This is a genomic window from Brevibacillus reuszeri (genome assembly GCF_002897295.1).
Lineage (GTDB): Bacteria > Bacillota > Bacilli > Brevibacillales > Brevibacillaceae > Brevibacillus > Brevibacillus reuszeri_A.
In genome coordinates this window covers 124,310-142,310 of sequence record NZ_BEXF01000008.1, presented here as the reverse complement: position 1 = coordinate 142,310, position 18,001 = coordinate 124,310, and the positions used below count along the sequence as shown (strand labels likewise).

Below are 18,001 nucleotides of genomic sequence, written 5' to 3'. Positions count from 1 at the left end.
GCATCCCGACTTTCCCTCGCTTGCTTTTATAAACGAATCAGTAGGTCAAACAATTTGGCCATATGAACAAATCCTGAAGTGACCAGCATATTCCGCTCATGCCAAATCCGTTTTTTCCAGACCTCATTCACTTCCAGCCCTGTCCCTTTAAGCAGTGCCGTAATTGGCTTATTCTGTGCTTTTAACAAAGGAATTTGCTTTAGGAGTAGCATCAGAAGGTTCAATATTTGATCAAATTTGCCAGCATGCTGTCTCGTCATCGATTCCTGTTCGCGTAGAACGTTATGCATAAACGTATAGTCCCAAATGTTGATGCGCGTCAGGGACAACAAATAAATATCCAGGCATTGGTGTTTTTGCTGAAAGTAAATCAAATTACGATTCCCTTCCTCTTTTATACCGCTGCCAACGGGATGCTCCTGATGATAGGCATTGATATTCTGATCAACATCGAATGACATACCGGATCGGTAAAGCCGAAACCCATATTCAAAGTCCTCCAGGCCATGCCCATCAAAGTTTTCATCGAAGCCCCCTACCGCCAGAACCCTTGCCTTGCTGACCGAGTGGAAGCCGTTGCAGGCAATCCACGGCAAACGAAAGTCTTTTTGAAGCAGTTTGATCACGTTTTGGTAATATTGCATGGGCGCTGAGAATCGCCTGATTTTGGAGATCGAATGAAAATCCTCGGGAAACAGCAGCTGAACCGGCTCTTTGATCTCCTGCAAGCGACTTGCGAGCTCTTCGGTCTTGATGCTCTTCGGGTGAATTCCCTCTCTGAGCCGTTTTCTAACGATGGAGGCTTGCTCCACAATCGCAGCAAATGCTTTGCGCTGGCTGTCGTCAAAATCGGGAAAAAGAAAGGAATAAATTTTATTCAGATGCTTTCCCGTAATGACGAGAGGCTCGTTGTTCAAGTGTCTCTGATAGTGACTCTGAACAAAATTTCGATCCACGATGATTTCTGCATCCAGAAAAATAAGCAGCTTTCCTTTCGCCGCTTGAATGCCGATATTTCTTGTTTTCGACCGCCCCTCGTTGTGCTTGTTGCGAATGTATTGAAATGAATACGGCGGACGATAGTTTCCGAGCAAGGGAGTATCGTCGGACGATGCATCGTCAATTAAAACTACTTCCATTTTCGCAAGATCAAAAGTTTGATTTTCCAAAGAATTCAGCGTAAGCAGGTTAAGCGGATAGCGATTGTAGGAGGGAAGGATAATGCTCACTTCAATACTCAATTTTCTTTCCACCTTTGTCCATCTTCAAAATAACAGCTACTGTATTCATATGATCAGCACCAATCCTGCGAAACTGGCAGCAGCGGACTTAGGCTATTCATGGGATAAATTGACCGTTGCATACACATGATGCCGCGAATATATTACAGCAAAAAATCAATGGAAACACATGGAGTGAGGCAATCGAGATGGCTAATTTCCTGCATTCGCATCCTTATTTACTAGAAGCGATGGATCACTACTACGGCAGCACTGTGAAGAAGGCTGAGCAGAACAAAAAATGGAAAATACTGCTAGCAACATACTTGCGGTACCCTCATGTAGGAGGCGTCTCGAATTATATGACCACGCTAAAGGAAGGGCTTCAGCGATTGGGTCATCATGTGGAGATTGCCAGCCCGAATCAAATTGATATAAAGAGAGACCTCAAAAGAAACGTAGATGATGAGATTCGTAGAAGTACAGAGCAATTTTGTTTAAAGCGGTATGGTCAACTAAGTCCTATGATCGTAGAAGAGGTAAGTAAGCTCGGGGTTTTTGAAGCCATGATTCAAAGGATGGATCTGCGCAAATATGACATCCTGCACACCCATGACAGACGTGCAGCCCTTATCCTGGGAAAAGTCAATCAAAGCTTACAAAAGCCGCTCTTCTATACCCCTCATCAGCTCGGCGTCCATCGAATGAACGAGCTTCGCAAGGATTCCGTAGAGTACGCTTTTTTTCAAAGACTTGATTTGGCTGCACTTGAATACGCGAGGAAGGTCATACTCGTCTGTGATATGTTCCGCGCTCCTTTTACCGAAATCGGAGCCGATCCCAGTCGATTCGTAACCGTTCATACGGGTGTTTCCTTTCAACCAATAGCCCCAACAAGCCGCGATGGCAAGGTCATCATCACGTGCATTACAAGACTCGAGCCTCATAAAGGAGTGACGTATTTGCTGGACGCGCTCTCCTTGATTCCAAGCGATTTGCAAAATGTCGAGGTGCGGGTCGTAGGCGACGGTGCGCAAAAAGCAGAGCTGATAAAAAAAGCCCGGGCCCTCAAGCTGTCCAATGTCAGCTTTTTAGGTGCCAGATCAGATATTGCTGAGCTGCTTAGCCAATCGGATATTTTCGTCCATCCGGCTATAGAGGATACGTTTCCCCTCTCTATCATCGAAGCCATGTTTGCGAGTCAAGCCATCATCAGTACAACGGTCGGCGGAATTCCTGAACTAATCCGCAATAAAGTAACGGGAGTTTTGCTTGAGCCTGCTAATGCCCGACAACTAGCAGGCGCTTGCAGGGCTTTGATTCTGGACCGTACAGTGCGACAAAAGCTGGGTGCCAACGCCAAAGCATATGCCAACAAGTTTTTGACAGCAGACCACATGGTGAAAAAGATAGAAAGTGTTTATCGAACCTATATATAAAGAAAGTATCAATCCCCTCCTGTGCAGGCTGTAGCTCTGCTGACGAGGGGATTGTTGGTTGATCGCTTTTTTCATTTTTCTTACCGGTGAACCAACAGGTCAAACAGCTTGATCAGATGGTGATATCCGGATGCTTCCACACCTCTACGTTCATCCCAGACTGCCTTTTCTGCATTCTCCTCTATCCCTGCTGCTTGTAACAGATTCGCAATTGGCTGCTTCTGTGCTTTCAGGATCGGGATTTGCTTTAGCATTCCTGTTATCGCCTTTTGAAAAGAATGGAACCTGCCTGGATTGCTTTCCGTTATCGCCTGGTGCTCCCGCATAATGTGGTCCATAAATGTATAATCCGTAATGCCAATGCGTCCAAGTGAAAGCAAATACACATCTAGGCAGGGATGCTTTTGTTGAAATAAGATCAAATTCTTGGTGCCGTCCTGCTCCCAAAACGAATCAATCGGATGCTCCTGATGGTACACGTATATATTTTCATCATACGAAAATTTCACACCCGTTTGGAAAAGGCGAAAACCGTATTCATAATCCTCCAGACCATGCCCCATAAAGCTCTCATCAAACCCACCAATTGACTCAACAAGTTTTTTGCGAACGGAATGGTTCATTGTCGTACAGGAAATCCAGGGCAATCGGAAATCATCACGAAAAGCATCAATAATTTTTTTCTCATACTTTTTTGGGGTGGAAAAGAGCTTAATGTTGGAAAAGGAGTGACAGTCTTTTTGTGTCAGCAGTTGAATCGGTTGCATTGTCTGGCGAACCATCTCCGCTAGCTGATCTTTTTTCAGCCTATGCGGATGAGCAATCTGTTCAAATCGGGTCTTGACTATAGAAGAGTTTTTGGCAATCGCATAAAAGGAATCGAACTGCGACTGATTAAAATCGGCAAATAAATAGGAGTATACTTTATTTACATTTTTGCCTGTAATGACATATGATTCTTTCTTGTTTGTCTGATGCCTCTGATAATGACTGTTCACAAAATCGGGATCGACTATGACCTCTGCATCCAAAAAGATGAGGATTTCTCCTTGGGCTTCCTGTATCCCGATATTTCTCGTTTTGGAACGGCCTGCATTTATTGTGTTGCGAATATAGCGAAATGGGTAGGGAGGTCGATAGTGCTCAAGTACATGTGTACCGTCTGTCGAAGCATCATCGATGAGGATGACTTCCATTTTGGCGAAATCAAAGGTTTGGTTTTCCAATGAATACAGCGTCAGCAAATTCAGCGGGTAACGGTTATACGAGGGAAGGATGACGGTTACTTCCGTGCTCACACTAGTTCTCCTCCTCTTCACGTTGCATTGGCGTCCCTGACTTTTTCTTGAGCGAGGCAGCAGGTACTCCAGCTACGACATCATGTGGATGTACATGACGAAGTACAACAGCTCCCAGACCTAAAACAGCCTGCTCACCAATCGACAAGCCTTCTTTGAGGACCACACCAGGAGCGATCCAGCAATTGCTGCCGATATTGTTGCTGCCACTGACATGCGTTTGATGAGTGATCATAGCGTTTTTGCCAACCACGACATTGTGCGAGATGTGAGACAGGTTCCCGATTTTGACATGCTCCGAAATGACTGTATTCGCAAGTACGCCTCGCGCAATACATGTATTGCAGCCGATCTCAACATGGTCTTCAATCACTACACTGCCGATGTGCATGAATTTAAAGAGATCGCCATTCTCATCCCGCTCATACCCGAATCCATCTCCGCCGATGACAACACCACTATGAATGACGCAATTCGAGCCGACGGTTATGTGATCATAAATCGTTACATTGCTGTGTATTTGCGTATTGTCGCCGATTTTCACATGATCCCCCAGAACAACATGATGCCCGATATACACATTGTGACCAAGCGTGCAGCCTTCTCCAATCACAGCGGTCGGAGAAATTCCGGTTCGTGTATTTTTCGGGCAAAATGCGTACATGACGGAGGCAAATGTGTTTCGTGGATTTTTAACCGGAATAAACAAAATCGGGGTATCCTTTGGACATAAGGCGTCCTGCGAACAGATCACCACCGATGCCTTTATAGAGGACCAGTCCAGCGTTTGCGCATTCATCCATGACAACGTATTCGGCTTCGTTTCATAAATGGAAGAAAAGCCGGTCAGCATCATGTCAAATCCCGGCTCCTGTCCAAGTGTTACATCCGCAATCCACTGTTTCTCATACAAAAACTGAAGCAATTTCCGTAGCGAAAAGGTAATCTCCATGCGCATACATCCCTTTCGATGACGAATGAACCACTAGGGCAAATCCGGAGCGGGAGAAGCAATGCCCAGTATGTTACGAGCTTCTGCTGGCGTAGCGATGTCCCTGCCCAAATCAAACGCGTAAGCTGCCAATCGCTCTACCAATTGCGCATTGCTCTTGGCTAATTCTCCGTAGCGCGCATACACGTTGTCCTCGAAGCCTGTGCGAACATGCCCTCCTAGCTGCATCCCTAGCAAATTCATTGGCAATTGTCCTTTCCCTACTGCTGCAACGGACCACGCACTGCCAGCTGGAATACTCTCTACCACATGAAGCAAATTTTTTGCGGTAGCGGGAATACCACCATCCACACCTAACACAAATTGAAACAAAAACGGTTGCTTGAGCAGACCTTCCTTGGAAATTTTCAGGGCTTGATTAATCATCCCGAAATCAAAAATTTCAATTTCTGGCTTTACCCCGTGCTCATTCATTTTGCCGGCCAGCTTGCGGACAAATGCGGGAGAATTGATCATCACATTGTCTTTCCGATTCATGGACCCCGGCGTATAGGATGCCAATTCCGGCTTGCATACGAGCGGATTCCACCTGTCCTCTTCTGATCCCGCCTGGCCCCAGCCAGTGGTCGTCAGGTTGATGATGATATCGCATTGCTGGCGTATCCTGGACACAATTTCTTGATAGACCTCTACACGCTGACTCGGAGTTCCATTGTCTTCGCGCGCGTGAATATGAGCGATGGAAGCGCCGGCATTCCAGCAGTCAAGAACAGCCTGCGTAATCTCCTTTGGTGTAATCGGAAGATTTGGATTGTTCTTCCGTGTGGTGACCCCTCCCGTTACCGCGGCAGTGATGATCATTTTTTCCATTTCGTCAAGCTCCCTTGTTTATTTAGCCTGTAAATACTCGCCTGTTTGCGCCAGACCAGCTCGCAAATCAAAGCGAGGCTGCCATCCGAGTATGTCGATCGCTCTGGCGTTATTTAACAGGCTATTTTGAATGTCTCCCTCGCGCTGAGCCTGGTATACAGGAGATATGTCTACCGCTTGCAGCTGTCCCATCAGATGGACGAGCTGATTAATGCTCGTTTTTTGGTTCGTGCCGATATTGACGATTTCATTATGTCCAGCCTGCAGGGAAAGCAGGTTGGCTCTGGCAACGTCTTTGACATAAACAAAATCACGCGTTTGCTCGCCGCTCCCGTAGATCACTGGCGTTTCCCCGTCAATGATCTTGCGAAAAAAGGTCGCAATCACGCCTCCCTCTCCTGTAGCTGCCTGTCGTGGTCCATACACATTCGCATAGCGCAGGATCGTAAATGCAACTCCATAGAAGGATTGAAAAAACTGAATGTACATTTCAGACATGTATTTGGAAAGTCCGTAAAAGGACAGGGGCTGGATGGGAAACGATTCTGTAATACTGCTGTCTGCTGTTTCACCGTATACGGCACAAGAGGAGGAAAAAACGATTTTTCGGACCTTGAACTTCTGACAGCATTGAAGGATGCGAATCGTACCCAAAATGTTATGCTCGGCATCCTTCACCGGATTTTGGATTGATTTGGTCACATCAATCTGGGCTGCCAGATGCATTACAAAATCGGGCCTTTCTTTCGCAAATATTTTTTCGATCTGGGGAGAAGTAATGTTCATTTTATATAGCTTGATGGTAGGGGGGATATATTCTTTTCGTCCCGTCAGGAAGTTGTCGATCACAACGACCTCATATCCCTCTCCAAGCAGCAGCTCTACAATGTGGGAACCGATAAACCCGGCTCCTCCTGTAACGAGAACCTTCACAATACATCACTCACCTGTTTTCCCGTCACTTCCATACCCTCCTAATAATTTCAAAGGCTTCCGCATACTCCACTCCAACGGTCATTCCTCTGACGCGTGCCAGATACTGAACTCCTTCATACGAGCGCGGATGCGGAAAGGTGCGCATTTCGACGTCATAATGACGGAGGGCTTCAAGCTTGTCGTTTATCGTATCGGAAATATCCACAAAATAAGTTGGCTTAAACAGCTTATCCTGGGTATTCTGTGTCCACTCGCTAGACGATACCGTTTCAAAGCATAAAATTTCGATCGGCTTCTTCCCTGGCAACGGTCGTGCTGCAGTCATCACCGCTTGAAACGTGACCTGATGATCTTGGTTCAAATCGCCGTAATGATGGGTGAAGATGATATCGGGCGTATACATGTCCAGCAGTTTCTCGATCTCTTTGGTAATTTCATGCAGAGGAACCGTATTCAGCTTCAAATTCGGAAATTGCATGAAAATTACTTTGCCCACACCCAAATGACTGTTAGCTAGTGATGTGAACTTTTGTATATGATGTTCCTCTTCTTTTCTGCCCTTCGCGACAATCACCGTCACGATTTCAAAACCATCGTTGATCAGCTTCTTGATCGTCCCTCCCGATCCTAGTATTTCGTCATCCGGATGGGAAGCAATTACTAACGCCCTTTTCGTCATCGCTGCACCTCTTTTCCATCAAAAGGCATGTTTTTTACTTACGGATTAATTTTATGAAAGCGGCAGAAGCGTTGAAACGGACAAGCGCGGAAATAGAGAAAGCCCCCTTTTGCAAGGAGGCCCTACACTATGTCTTCTGTATGACTGCTTCACGGTTACAACTGCTCAAACTGAATTGCTTGCTCCCATTTGGCATACATTTCAGGCTCCCTTTTCTTGGCACATTCAAAAAAGGCTGTTAGTAAACCCATAATCTTTAATCGTGTAAACATCTCAATAGGGTACGGCTGGTTATCATATTTATTAAAGACGTTCGCAAGGTCAATGACTTTTAGTACCTCTTGCTCCGTAACAATGAAGTGTTTCATTCGGTGATTTACTTTTGTAAAACCTGCGCGGTCCATTTCTTTTAGAATGACTAGGATTTGATGAGAGATCGATTCGGATATACTGCCTTTTTCTCGCAGGTATGTGCTTAAATCCGGCCCCTTCAAGAATTCCATGATGTTATAGTTCGAGCCTGTCTCAAAAAGCTTTGGGGCAAGCGATTGTGGTTGTAAGGCCATCAAGGCTTTGGCTTCGTTCTGTGCATCTCGCGGGTTTGCATATATTTTTACACATTGATCATCGTTTAGTTGAAATACCGCACCCTGGTAGCCCTTGCCAATCAGCTTGTAGGCAGTCGGATTCTTCACTTCTACTTGTTTTCCGTCATTGCCCTTACTAACAGCTATCAATTTATAGTCGTCCAATGAAACATTCCCCCTAACCCCTATCTCTTTTGATAAGGTCTGAGGAATACATTATTCACGGAAGGAAAGGGTTGTACCTGATCTACCAAAAGTCAACTAACATCACAAAATACCCTTAGATGAGTTTGCTCTAGGTACGTGCGCATTCTTTTTTTTCATGCCTGCGTATACTGATGAGAAGCCAGCTTTGAGGAATTGGTCAGAAACAGTCGGAGAGAAGGAGGGGTAAATCAATTAAATGAGAGTCAAATACAATATTGATGAATCGGTTCTTGCCTCCATACTGAATCAAGAGTATGAAATTCACGTGAAAGATATAACGTTTATACCGCACGGCACCTCAGCGTATTCCTATAAAGTAATCGATCACACTGGTTCATGCTACTTTCTTAAATTATTTGATACCACCGATGAACACCAAAAACGATCTGCCCAACTACTCGATTCCTATTTACCCATGACTTGGGAAATGCACCCCTTGGGGATAATGAAAAATCTCACATACCCGATCAAAACGAAAAATGGCCATTATCATACAGGCTTCAAGGAAATCGTCCTGATTTTATGTAATTTTGTTGAGGGCAAAACTTTAAAGGAATCTTCTTCCTCAAAAGAAACCTTGGATAAAATAGCAAAGGTGGTTGCTACTCTGCACAAAGCAACCCCCGATATAAAGAATCATCGAGCGCTACAAGAACAATTCCATAACGGCGCTCAACTGGGCTTGAAGCAGTGTCTTACAGCGCTTGAATCAAAAACAATAATTCATAATCCTTATACAGAAGCGTTAAAGAAGCTGGTTTTACCCAAAAAAGAAGCCATTTCGCGTCTTTCAGATGTTCTTATGGAGCTGAGTTCTTCCGTAGCGTGCATTCAAACAGAAAGAGTGTACTGCCATGGAGATCTTTGGGCTGGCAATATAATCATCAATCAGGATGAGCTATTTTTAATAGATTGGGAGCATTCTCTTCTCGCACCTGCCGAATGTGATCTGACCTACTTTATAGGGGACGGAAAAAACTTTGCCTTTTTCTTCAATCAGTACGAAAATTACTTTGGTAAAAAAGTCATCCTGTATACGGATTTACTGCGTTATTACTTACACCGGAGAATGCTTACCCATCTCACCCACTTAATGCGGAACATTCTTTACAAAAATAAGAAGGAAGCGGACAACCAATTCGACATCGATACGATTGCTCGTTATTACATTGATAAACTTGATCAAATTGAAACGGTGGTCAAGAAGGTCAAAAGTGATTTAGCGGACCATATTGTCTAGCGGTATATATTCCCCATGAAAAAGCCCCACTACTCCGTATTATTTTACGATTGAAAATATTGCTCAACTCGTTGACTAATCAGGTAATTCAAGATAAAGTACGCCTATCACTTGAACGCACAAAAGCAAGAAAGCGAGAAAGCGTCACATTGGAAATGACAAGATAATCGGCGCCATCAACGCCGTAGTTGCCATGTACAAAAAATCCCCTTCGCCAATTAAGGGGATTAGTCTGATTTTACGCAAGGAGTTGCCAGCATGAACAAGCCATTAACCTTTGCCAAAAGCCTTTGGGTGTTGCTCGCCGTCTTTGGCATCTTGTTTCCCGCACTGTTCTGGGGAAAAGTAGAACCACATATGCCGCTTTTGGGAGCGACCATCGCGGCGGCCACACTACTGCGCCTGTTTGGTGTCCCGTGGAAGCAGCTGGAGGAGGGGCTAATCAAAGGCATACAAACAGCCATAGCCCCCATGCTGATTCTTTCTCTCATCGGTATCCTGATCGGGGTCTGGATGATGAGCGGCACAGTCCCGATGATTTTGCAGCTCGGGATTTCCATTATTTCACCTGAATATTTCACCATCAGTGCCCTTTTTCTGACCATTATCGTCTCTACTGTTACAGGGAGCTCCTTCACGACGATCAGCACAGTCGGTGTCGCCCTGATGGGGGTATCCACTGCGCTCGGTCTCGATCCGTTGATGACCGCCGGTGCCATCATCAGCGGTGCCTGCTTCGGGGATAAAATGTCTCCGCTCTCGGATACAACCAATTTTGCTGCGGCAATATCGGGAGTTCCTTTGATGACGCACGTGAAATTCATGATGCACACTTCGATCCCTGCTGTATTACTGACAGCTCTTTTCTTTGGTTTTCAGGGACAAGCAGTAAATGTCAATCTGGACGCTATCCGAGACATTCAGCTAGCACTCACGCAAAACTTTTCACTTGGGGTAATCACGCTGCTGCCAGCACTGGTCGTCCTGATCTGCTCCGCACTGCGTAAGCCGATTCTGCCTACCCTCGTTTTCGGGATTCTTAGCGGGATTGCTACAGCTGCCTTCACGCAGGGCGTTTATTCTCCAGTACAATGGATGAATGTCATGCAAAACGGCTTCGTCAGTACGATAACCAACGAAGCCGTCACAGCGATTGTGAATCGCGGAGGTTTATTGTCTATGACCTGGTCGCTTGCCCTCATTCTCATCGCACTGTCGCTTGGAGGCATCCTTCAGTACAGTGGTGTGTTCCATGCTCTCTTTGATGGATTCATCAAACGCATGAAGCACGATGCGGGTATGGTTGGATTAGCTGGCTCCTCTTCTATCCTCGTCAACGTTCTGACTGGCGAGCAGTATTTGTCAATTTTACTTCCCGGCCAGATGTTTCGCGAGGCATTCGCGGCACGCGGCATCGAGGGAAGACGCCTGTCACGCACCTTGGAGGATTGCGGCACATTGGTCAATCCGCTCATTCCGTGGGGCGTTAGCGGTGCCTTTTTACCAGTACCCTGCACGTCGCAACACTAGATTACTTGCCGTACGTCATCTACTTATGGATTTCTCCGCTTTTGACCATGCTCTTCGCTTGGCGAGCACAAAAGGTTAGCCAATCGCATACACGGTAGTACAGTTTTTGCCCCGACGCTTGGAGCGGTACAACGCCTCATCAGCTGCCCGCTTCAGGCCGTCGGCTGTTTTTTCATCCTCTGGATAGCGCGCAATCCCGACGCTCACCGCTACGGGAATACAGCAATTTTCATACACCAACGGACGCACACGCAAATACTCCCTGATCGCCCGTACCTTTTCCTCTGCTTCCTCCATCGTAGCTCCAGGCGAGAGAAGCATGAATTCATCACCCGCATAACGATAAACCCTATCCTCTGTGCCAGCGACTGCTTTCATCGCCTCCGCTATGTGCCTGATCATCGCATCTCCCACATGATGACCGTATTGATCATTCAAGGCCTTGAGACTATCTGAATCGAGCATGATCAAAGCTACAGAAGACTCCTCGTCGCTAAGCAAATTCTCCAAATCGCGGTGAAAAGCACGATAATTGGCGATGCCCGTCAGCTCGTCCTGAAACGACATCTGGTACATGCGTTCATATAGTCGTGCCGTTTCTATTGCACTCGCTACCTGAAATCCGATGATTTTCAGCAGCTCCTCATGCTCTTTTTTATAGGCGAATTCACGATAGGATTGGGCAGAAATAACCCCCTTCATCTGATTGCCCAGCATGAGCGGCACAAAGATGCATGTATTCGTATCGATTTCTGGACTGCCCCATCGAATCATCTCAGGCTCACTCGGCTCATCCTTCATCGTTCGGATATGTATGGTTTGGCGTGTATCAATGACTTTAGAAATTAGTCCTTGCCCATACGGTATGGTAAGAGGTCCATAATTGATTCCGCTGTCAATGCTGATTGGTACCCTGATCTCACAGTCACCCTCGTCAAAAAAGGCAATGAAAAAAGCATCAGCGCGCATGACTCGCGATACCAGCTCAAAGGCTTTCCACAAAATCTGGCTCTCTTCATACGTCTTGGCAAAAATATGACTCAAATCATGCAAAATCTTCATGTGCTCGGACATCCAAAGCATCTCGGTTACTTTGTTATGTAGCTGGCCGAGTTGTTTCAGCAGCTCTTGGTGCAGTTCCCCATCCTGCTCTGCCAACAGTTCGTTAACCTCACGTGATACCGCTTCCAACTCTTCGTGATTTACTAGCTCAATACGGCTAAGCCATTGACCATAACGCTTCAATAGCTGCCTTCCATACGCTTCTTTTCCTGCAAAGTCTTCCTGCATGTACAACCCTCCAGCCATTGGATAGGCTTACGATTTCTTCTCCACATATCGCTCCACTGCTGCACGAATCGCCTGTAAGACCGCCCCCTGTCCAGGAGCCAGAAAACGTTCTTGTATGGTATGTGTAATCTCTTGTAATCCGTCTACAACTGTCTTTCCTACGATTAATTGGACCAAAAACTCACTGGTTTTGTCCATGACAAATGTAAAACTGGCATCACAGATTTCATCCTTGTCCACATCGATGATGAGAACACAGCCTACCATGGTTGAAACCTCGTACAGAGGGGTCCCTTTTGGAATCTGGGCAAATCCTGCTGTCAGAACTGTATTTTTCGCTGTCTCGTTACCCATCTGCTTGTCCTCCCGCACGCACCACTTTTTCCGAGTTTTGCAAAAACTCCCTGTATTAGTCATGAGACAAGAAAACGGCTACTCCTGAACGCGGAAATAGCCTAATCCGTTCTGACGTGCTTATCAAAACCAATTTTACCCTATTTGAGCTGTTCTTTCCATCCCCTCATTGCGTCTAATGTGCTGAAATCTCCTTTTATACAAATAAAGTAGAAAAATGCCGCGTATGAGAACATCTAAGAAGATAGCGAGCCATACTCCAAAGAGGCCCATATCCAGTTGAAAGCCAAACAGATAGACGCCTACCATCCGCACCAGCCACATGCCCACAGCCGTGGCGTACATCGGAGCCTTGGTGTCACCTGCCCCCTGCAATCCACCTCGCAGAATCAAAAGCAAGGCGAGCGGTGGTTGATAGAGAGCCATATAAGTAAGAGCAATGACCACATAATCGATGATCTCCACGTCTTGGGTAAATATAGTCGCGATCCAAGGAGCGCACACATACAAAGCCAAACCAAAGATAGACATCAGCCCAAGCCCCAGCCACATGCAAATCATGCCAAAGGAATATGCATCCCGTGACCGTTTTGCTCCTAGATACTGTCCAACCAGTACCGTAGCTGCTACTTCAAACCCGGCACCTGCCAAAATCATCAGCGACTCCAGATTCGATGCAATCATGTGGGCAGCGTATGCTTTTGTTCCCATTTGAATAATCGCGCCGTAATAGAGCAGGACACCAAAGCGCATAATCATTTTTTCAGCTAAAACAGGCATGGACCGCCAAGCCAAATCCTGTGCCGGCTTGCCCAGTATCTCTCGCCAGGAAAACCCTCCCCAAATCTGGTCTGAGGACTTGTGGACCGCGATAAATAGTGCGATTGCACCAATCACCCGAACCAATGCCGTGGCCCAGGCTGCACCCGCCACGCCCCATCCTGCAAAAGTGCCCACGCCAAAAATGAAGACATAATCCAATCCCACATGTACGATGTTGATCCACAAACTGACCTTCATCGGGGTGCGTGTATCTCCATTTGAGCGCAAAATACTCCCCAAGGTAACCATCAGAGATAAAAAGAGAGCAGAACCACCAACGATGCGAAAATAAGTTACTGCCTCTTCCAGCACATCAGGCTCTGCACCCATGATTCGCAAAATGGGGGCAGCAAAGAAGATGGCTGCCAGTCCAAACAGGATTCCGATTGCCGAGGAAAGGACAATTGCTTGTCTGGCATAGACAGCAGCCTCCTGTTCCCGTCCCGCTCCTATGCTTTGTGTAATATAGGAGGAAGCCGAAACGCCAACTGCCATAAATATTGCCATGGCGACCAGCACCATCGCATTTGCCACGCCAACAGCAGCGATCGCTGTTGCACCTAGACTGGACACGAAAAACAGATCGACAAAGCCAACTAACGTATGTAAAATCTGTTCGAGCATCGCCGGCATTGCCAGCGACAAGATCAGACCGATTTTTTGCTTTCTGGAGAGCTGTTCGTCTGCTAAAACCAATGAAGCCATGTTGTCCACACCTTTTGCCTGTAAATCATCATGTTGCCAATCATACTGCAAAAGGGTAGGTTGATCTAGCATTTTTTACTGGCTAAAACAAAAGATATGGTTCTCTTCCCCCTGTCAGTTGCAAGACAGTTTTTGGAGGGAGATTCGCCATACCCTAATTATTTGTCCTATGTGGATGACCCATCGATAGCCTCTCTCACCCGGTTGTCCGCACGAATCAGACGCTCCTTTGCATCCGTGGCAAGAAGACCAGTCTTTTGCATGACAATCGCTACACGTACATCTCCCGCCGCATGTTGCAGGAGCTGCTCTGCTTCCTCGTAGGTAACTCCCGTTGCCTCGATGACAATACGCTTGGCCCGCTCTCTCAGCTTCCAATTCGTCGCTTGTACATTCACCATCAAATTGCCGTATACCTTGCCCAGGTGGACCATACTGGCTGTCGTCAGCATATTCAGTACCATTTTAGTTGCACTGCCAGCCTTGAGACGTGTGGAGCCCGTCACGACCTCCGGACCCACCAGTATATTGATGGATACGTCTGCTGCCTGGCTGATGTCTGGATCAGGATTACAGGACACAGAAATCGTCCGTGCGCCAATCGCCTTTGCTTCTTTCAGCGCCCCGATTACATAAGGGGTTCTCCCGCTTGCCGCGATCCCTACAACTGCATCTTCCTTTTTAATGCCATGAAGCCGTATATCCTCATGTCCCATTTGCTCTGAATCTTCGGCTCCCTCAATGGCGTTCAGCAATGCTTTGGCCCCGCCAGCAATAATTCCCTGCACCATTTGTGGATCGGTGCCAAATGTAGGGGGACACTCTGCCGCATCGAGAACACCTAGCCGTCCGCTTGTTCCGGCACCAAAATAAAACAGCCTTCCCCCTTTTGCCAGAGCATGCCCGATCAGCTCTACTGCCTTGGCGACCTCAGGCAGAACCTGCTGTACAGCAAATGCCACCTTGTGATCCTCCTGATTCATCAGTGTCACGATCTCGATAGCCGACATCTGATCCAACCGTTCACTTGCTGTATTCCGTCTTTCTGTATGGAGCTGGTGCAAGTTCTCGCCCACTGGCTCACCCCTTTTCCCATTCGGTTACACTCGTTTGCAGTTGTTTTTTGATCTTCTCATCCAGGCTATGCCCGCTACGTGCCATCGCTGCCACTAAAGAACCGATTACCGGCGAGACAGACGGAACTACCGTTGCAAATGACGCTTTTTGCTTCAGCTGCTGACAGAGCATCGTATTTGCCGTCAGTAAACCACCTGCCAGGACGACAGGTAACCGTTCATTCGTTTTAGCAAAACAAGTGGTAGCCAGCTCGATCAATGAATCTGCTGCCTCGCTGATCAATCGAAGGGCAATCGCATCTCCTGATTGGGCGGCACGCTCGACAAGCTCACTCGTCTGTGCCAACCCCATACGTGGATTACTTGCGTTATAAATTAAGCTGATCAGCTCATTCGGCTGCCCTGCTCCGTAGTGGGTGAGAAACAATTCGGTCAGCAAAGTCTGCTCGCCTCGCCCGTCATAAGCACGCAAGACAGCTACTGCCGCCCTTTTCCCCAAATCAAAGCCACTCCCTTCATCTCCTACCAAATACCCCCAGCCACCGACGCGATGACGCTCGCCTTGCTCTGTAAGCGCATACGCAATCGAGCCGGTGCCGCAAATAAGGACGATGCCTGGACTGCCCCACGTCCCCGCGTAAAGAGCCGCAATCGCGTCGTTGTCGATAAACAGGCGCTCCTGCCATGGGTCATGAAAAGCAGATTGAATCAGCGCTTTGGTCGGCTGATGATCAGCACCCCCGAGGCCAATGTAAAGTCCCGCTACCTCTTCTGCTTTTGCACCAGCCTGTTCCATCACTTGCTCGATGCAGGCTCTCAGTGTACGCTCTACCTCATTCCATGGACGAGACAACGGATTTGAGCCCTCACCAACCGCTATTGCCTGCACTTGCCCTGTCCCGTCACAAATCGCTGCTTTTGTTTTCGTACCGCCACCATCTATCCCGATGAACCACTTGTTTTCATTACTTGACCGCACCCGCTGTCAACCCTTCCATGAACTGCCTTGACGCCATCAAAAACACACCGATCATCGGCAAAGCAGACAATGTAAGCCCGGCAAACAATAGGCTCCAATCTGTTTCGTATTCACCAAACAAGACCATCATACCTACCGGAATCGTTTTGAGCGCATCACTTTGGATAAAAATGAGTGGGAAGAAAAAATCATTCCAGGCATGGATGAAATTAATGATGACAACCGTTGCCAACGCAGGGCGGATTAACGGCAAAAGCACACGCCAAAATACCTGAAAATGGTTGCAGCCGTCGATTCGTGCTGCCTCCTCCAGCTCCACGGGCAGCGTACGGAAAAATCCTGTCAGGATAAATACGGAAATGGGAATCCCGCTAGCTGTATAGATCAGGATCAACGACCACAGTGAGTTGAGCAGGCCAAGGTTTTTCATCAATATGAACAAAGGGACAAGACCCAGCTTGATCGGAATCATCAGACCCAGCAGGAAAAAGAAGTACAGTACCCCCGTCCATTTATACGAGAATCTCGCCAAATAAAAGGCAGCCATCGCAGAGAAAACGGTAATCAGCAAAACAGACATCACGCTGACAAATATGCTGTTCATCAAAAAATCGGCAAAGGGGACGACTTCCCACAGCTTTCTGTACGTGTCCAGATTAAAAGCCGTTGGCAGAAGCGACAGAGGATTTTCGAAAATCTGCATATTCGTTTTGAAGGAGGAAGCAATCATAAGCACAATCGGATAAAGGGATATCAGCATGAAGAGATAGGCCAAAACGTACTGAGCCGACCGGCTACCCACGCTCGTTCTCACATCATGTCCCTCCTTTCTAAGGCTTTTGCCAAATCCAAGATTAATGCTGCACTTCACGCTTGCGCATCAAATAAAGCGAGAGCGCAGATACTGACGCCACGATAAAGAAGAGAACAACGGCAAGCGCAGAGCCAAGACCGACTGATACATCACCTGCACCTCCAGCGCTGCTGAATGCCAAGCGATAAAAGTAAACGGCCAGTGTATCTGTCGAACGAAATGGTTCGCCCATCGAGCCTTGCATCGCGTATACCAGCTCAAACGCTTCAAAGGCCTGAATAAACGTAAAGATCGTCATGATCGTAATGGATGGCATACAAAGCGGCAAAATGATCTTCCACAATAAGCTGATTCCTCTAGCGCCATCCAGTCTGGCTGCTTCAATCAGCTCTTCCGGAATGGATTGCAGACCCGCCAGAAAAATCAGCATCGCAAACCCAATACCAAACCAGCAGTTAATGAGGATAATCGCAAGCAGTGCTGTATCGGGATCTCCGAGCCATGGCTTCGCCCACTCCTCAAGCCCGATCTTGGTCAACAGCGTATTCAGCGCACCATAATTGGGATTCAATATCAATTTCCATAAAAACCCAATTACAATGACAGAGAGAAGCCTTGGCATAAAGTAAGCGATCTTCAAAAAGCTGGAGCCGCGAATTTTTCTGTAAATGAGAAAAGCCAATCCAAAGGCAATCCCGTTTTGCACAATCATTTCTACAATAAAATAGTAAACATTGTGGCCAAATGCATTCCAAAACATCTCGTTAAACGGCTCTACGGTAAACAATGTCACGAAGTTTTTCAGTCCGACGAATACTCCACGCTTGATTCCATCCCAGTCGTACAAGCTGTATAAAAACGCCGAAATGATCGGATAGACGACAAACAGCCCATATACGATAAGTGCGGGAATAGGAAATAGGTGAATCAGCCAGCGTGCTCGGCCTTTTGGTCGGATGGTTGGTCTTTCAAAAGTACTGATGACGCCCACCCCCCTCTTTGC

At 47.0% G+C, this 18,001-nt stretch carries 16 protein-coding genes and 1 pseudogene; 3 read left to right on the top strand and 14 right to left on the bottom strand.

Going from position 1 to position 18,001, the window contains the following annotated elements:
* Positions 1–26 precede the first annotated feature (26 nt).
* Positions 27–1,241 carry a glycosyltransferase family 2 protein gene (locus tag C3B52_RS14870; RefSeq protein WP_164684789.1) on the bottom strand — a complete coding sequence of 405 codons (1,215 nt, stop codon included), beginning with the start codon at positions 1,239–1,241 and terminating at the stop codon, positions 27–29.
* A 116-nt stretch (positions 1,242–1,357) separates the two neighbouring features.
* Here C3B52_RS14870 and C3B52_RS14865 point away from each other — a divergent pair, with 116 nt between their 5' ends.
* Positions 1,358–2,659, top strand: coding sequence for a glycosyltransferase family 4 protein (locus C3B52_RS14865; RefSeq protein WP_103107001.1), 1,302 nt, complete (start codon positions 1,358–1,360; stop codon positions 2,657–2,659).
* Between the two features lie 80 nt (positions 2,660–2,739).
* Here C3B52_RS14865 and C3B52_RS14860 read toward each other — a convergent pair whose 3' ends face one another.
* The 6 genes from C3B52_RS14860 to C3B52_RS14835 form a co-directional block, all read right to left on the bottom strand.
* Positions 2,740–3,957 carry a glycosyltransferase family 2 protein gene (locus C3B52_RS14860; RefSeq protein WP_164684788.1) on the bottom strand — a complete coding sequence of 406 codons (1,218 nt, stop codon included), beginning with the start codon at positions 3,955–3,957 and terminating at the stop codon, positions 2,740–2,742.
* Between the two features lies 1 nt (position 3,958).
* Entirely contained in the window at positions 3,959–4,909 is a 951-nt protein-coding gene (locus C3B52_RS14855; RefSeq protein ID WP_164684787.1) for a DapH/DapD/GlmU-related protein, read from the bottom strand.
* A 33-nt stretch (positions 4,910–4,942) separates the two neighbouring features.
* Complete coding sequence (locus C3B52_RS14850; RefSeq protein WP_103106995.1) at positions 4,943–5,779, bottom strand: 3-keto-5-aminohexanoate cleavage protein; 837 nt, start codon at positions 5,777–5,779, stop codon at positions 4,943–4,945.
* A gap of 18 nt (positions 5,780–5,797) precedes the next feature.
* Complete coding sequence (locus tag C3B52_RS14845) at positions 5,798–6,712, bottom strand: NAD-dependent epimerase/dehydratase family protein (RefSeq protein WP_103106993.1); 915 nt, start codon at positions 6,710–6,712, stop codon at positions 5,798–5,800.
* Between the two features lie 25 nt (positions 6,713–6,737).
* Positions 6,738–7,394 carry a PIG-L deacetylase family protein gene (locus C3B52_RS14840; protein ID WP_103106991.1) on the bottom strand — a complete coding sequence of 219 codons (657 nt, stop codon included), beginning with the start codon at positions 7,392–7,394 and terminating at the stop codon, positions 6,738–6,740.
* Between the two features lie 155 nt (positions 7,395–7,549).
* On the bottom strand, positions 7,550–8,146 hold the full coding sequence (locus tag C3B52_RS14835; RefSeq protein WP_103106989.1) for a serine/threonine protein kinase: 597 nt from the start codon (positions 8,144–8,146) through the stop codon (positions 7,550–7,552).
* Positions 8,147–8,384: 238 nt separating this feature from the next.
* Between C3B52_RS14835 and C3B52_RS14830 the strand changes: the two genes are divergently transcribed.
* The gene (locus tag C3B52_RS14830) at positions 8,385–9,428 is read left to right on the top strand and encodes a phosphotransferase (protein WP_103106987.1); all 1,044 of its coding nucleotides are present in this window, start codon (positions 8,385–8,387) and stop codon (positions 9,426–9,428) included.
* A gap of 258 nt (positions 9,429–9,686) precedes the next feature.
* Positions 9,687–11,056 (top strand): annotated as a pseudogene (nhaC, locus tag C3B52_RS14825) (Na+/H+ antiporter NhaC).
* On the opposite strand, the gene C3B52_RS14820 reads toward nhaC, so the two are convergent.
* The 7 genes from C3B52_RS14820 to C3B52_RS14790 all read right to left on the bottom strand — a co-directional run bounded on the left by C3B52_RS14820 (position 11,034) and on the right by C3B52_RS14790 (position 17,989).
* A complete protein-coding gene (locus C3B52_RS14820; protein WP_103106985.1) occupies positions 11,034–12,248 on the bottom strand; it encodes a sensor domain-containing diguanylate cyclase in 1,215 nt (404 codons plus the stop codon). The pseudogene nhaC and the gene C3B52_RS14820 overlap by 23 nt on opposite strands.
* Positions 12,249–12,275: 27 nt before the next feature.
* Entirely contained in the window at positions 12,276–12,602 is a 327-nt protein-coding gene (locus tag C3B52_RS14815; protein WP_103106983.1) for a DUF3870 domain-containing protein, read from the bottom strand.
* 135 nt (positions 12,603–12,737) lie between these two features.
* On the bottom strand, positions 12,738–14,201 hold the full coding sequence (locus tag C3B52_RS14810) for an MATE family efflux transporter (RefSeq protein WP_235615719.1): 1,464 nt from the start codon (positions 14,199–14,201) through the stop codon (positions 12,738–12,740).
* Between the two features lie 95 nt (positions 14,202–14,296).
* A complete protein-coding gene (gene murQ / locus C3B52_RS14805; protein ID WP_103106981.1) occupies positions 14,297–15,205 on the bottom strand; it encodes an N-acetylmuramic acid 6-phosphate etherase in 909 nt (302 codons plus the stop codon).
* 4 nt (positions 15,206–15,209) lie between these two features.
* Positions 15,210–16,184, bottom strand: a complete 975-nt coding sequence (locus C3B52_RS14800; RefSeq protein ID WP_103106979.1) for an N-acetylglucosamine kinase — start codon at positions 16,182–16,184, stop codon at positions 15,210–15,212.
* Positions 16,171–16,944 carry a carbohydrate ABC transporter permease gene (locus C3B52_RS14795; RefSeq protein ID WP_373419729.1) on the bottom strand — a complete coding sequence of 258 codons (774 nt, stop codon included), beginning with the start codon at positions 16,942–16,944 and terminating at the stop codon, positions 16,171–16,173. The genes C3B52_RS14800 and C3B52_RS14795 overlap by 14 nt, the downstream gene beginning before the upstream one ends.
* Before the next feature lie 94 nt (positions 16,945–17,038).
* The gene (locus C3B52_RS14790; protein ID WP_373419728.1) at positions 17,039–17,989 is read right to left on the bottom strand and encodes a carbohydrate ABC transporter permease; all 951 of its coding nucleotides are present in this window, start codon (positions 17,987–17,989) and stop codon (positions 17,039–17,041) included.
* Positions 17,990–18,001: the final 12 nt, after the last annotated feature.

Coding starts and splice junctions, on each gene's coding strand:
- C3B52_RS14855 (WP_164684787.1), bottom strand. CDS start 4,909: ATGGAGATTACCTTTTCGCTACGGAAATTGCTTCAGTTTTTGTATGAG.
- C3B52_RS14850 (WP_103106995.1), bottom strand. CDS start 5,779: ATGGAAAAAATGATCATCACTGCCGCGGTAACGGGAGGGGTCACCACA.
- C3B52_RS14840 (WP_103106991.1), bottom strand. CDS start 7,394: ATGACGAAAAGGGCGTTAGTAATTGCTTCCCATCCGGATGACGAAATA.
- C3B52_RS14830 (WP_103106987.1), top strand. CDS start 8,385: ATGAGAGTCAAATACAATATTGATGAATCGGTTCTTGCCTCCATACTG.
- C3B52_RS14820 (WP_103106985.1), bottom strand. CDS start 12,248: ATGCAGGAAGACTTTGCAGGAAAAGAAGCGTATGGAAGGCAGCTATTG.
- C3B52_RS14815 (WP_103106983.1), bottom strand. CDS start 12,602: ATGGGTAACGAGACAGCGAAAAATACAGTTCTGACAGCAGGATTTGCC.
- C3B52_RS14810 (WP_235615719.1), bottom strand. CDS start 14,201: ATGCTAGATCAACCTACCCTTTTGCAGTATGATTGGCAACATGATGAT.
- C3B52_RS14795 (WP_373419729.1), bottom strand. CDS start 16,944: ATGCTGATATCCCTTTATCCGATTGTGCTTATGATTGCTTCCTCCTTC.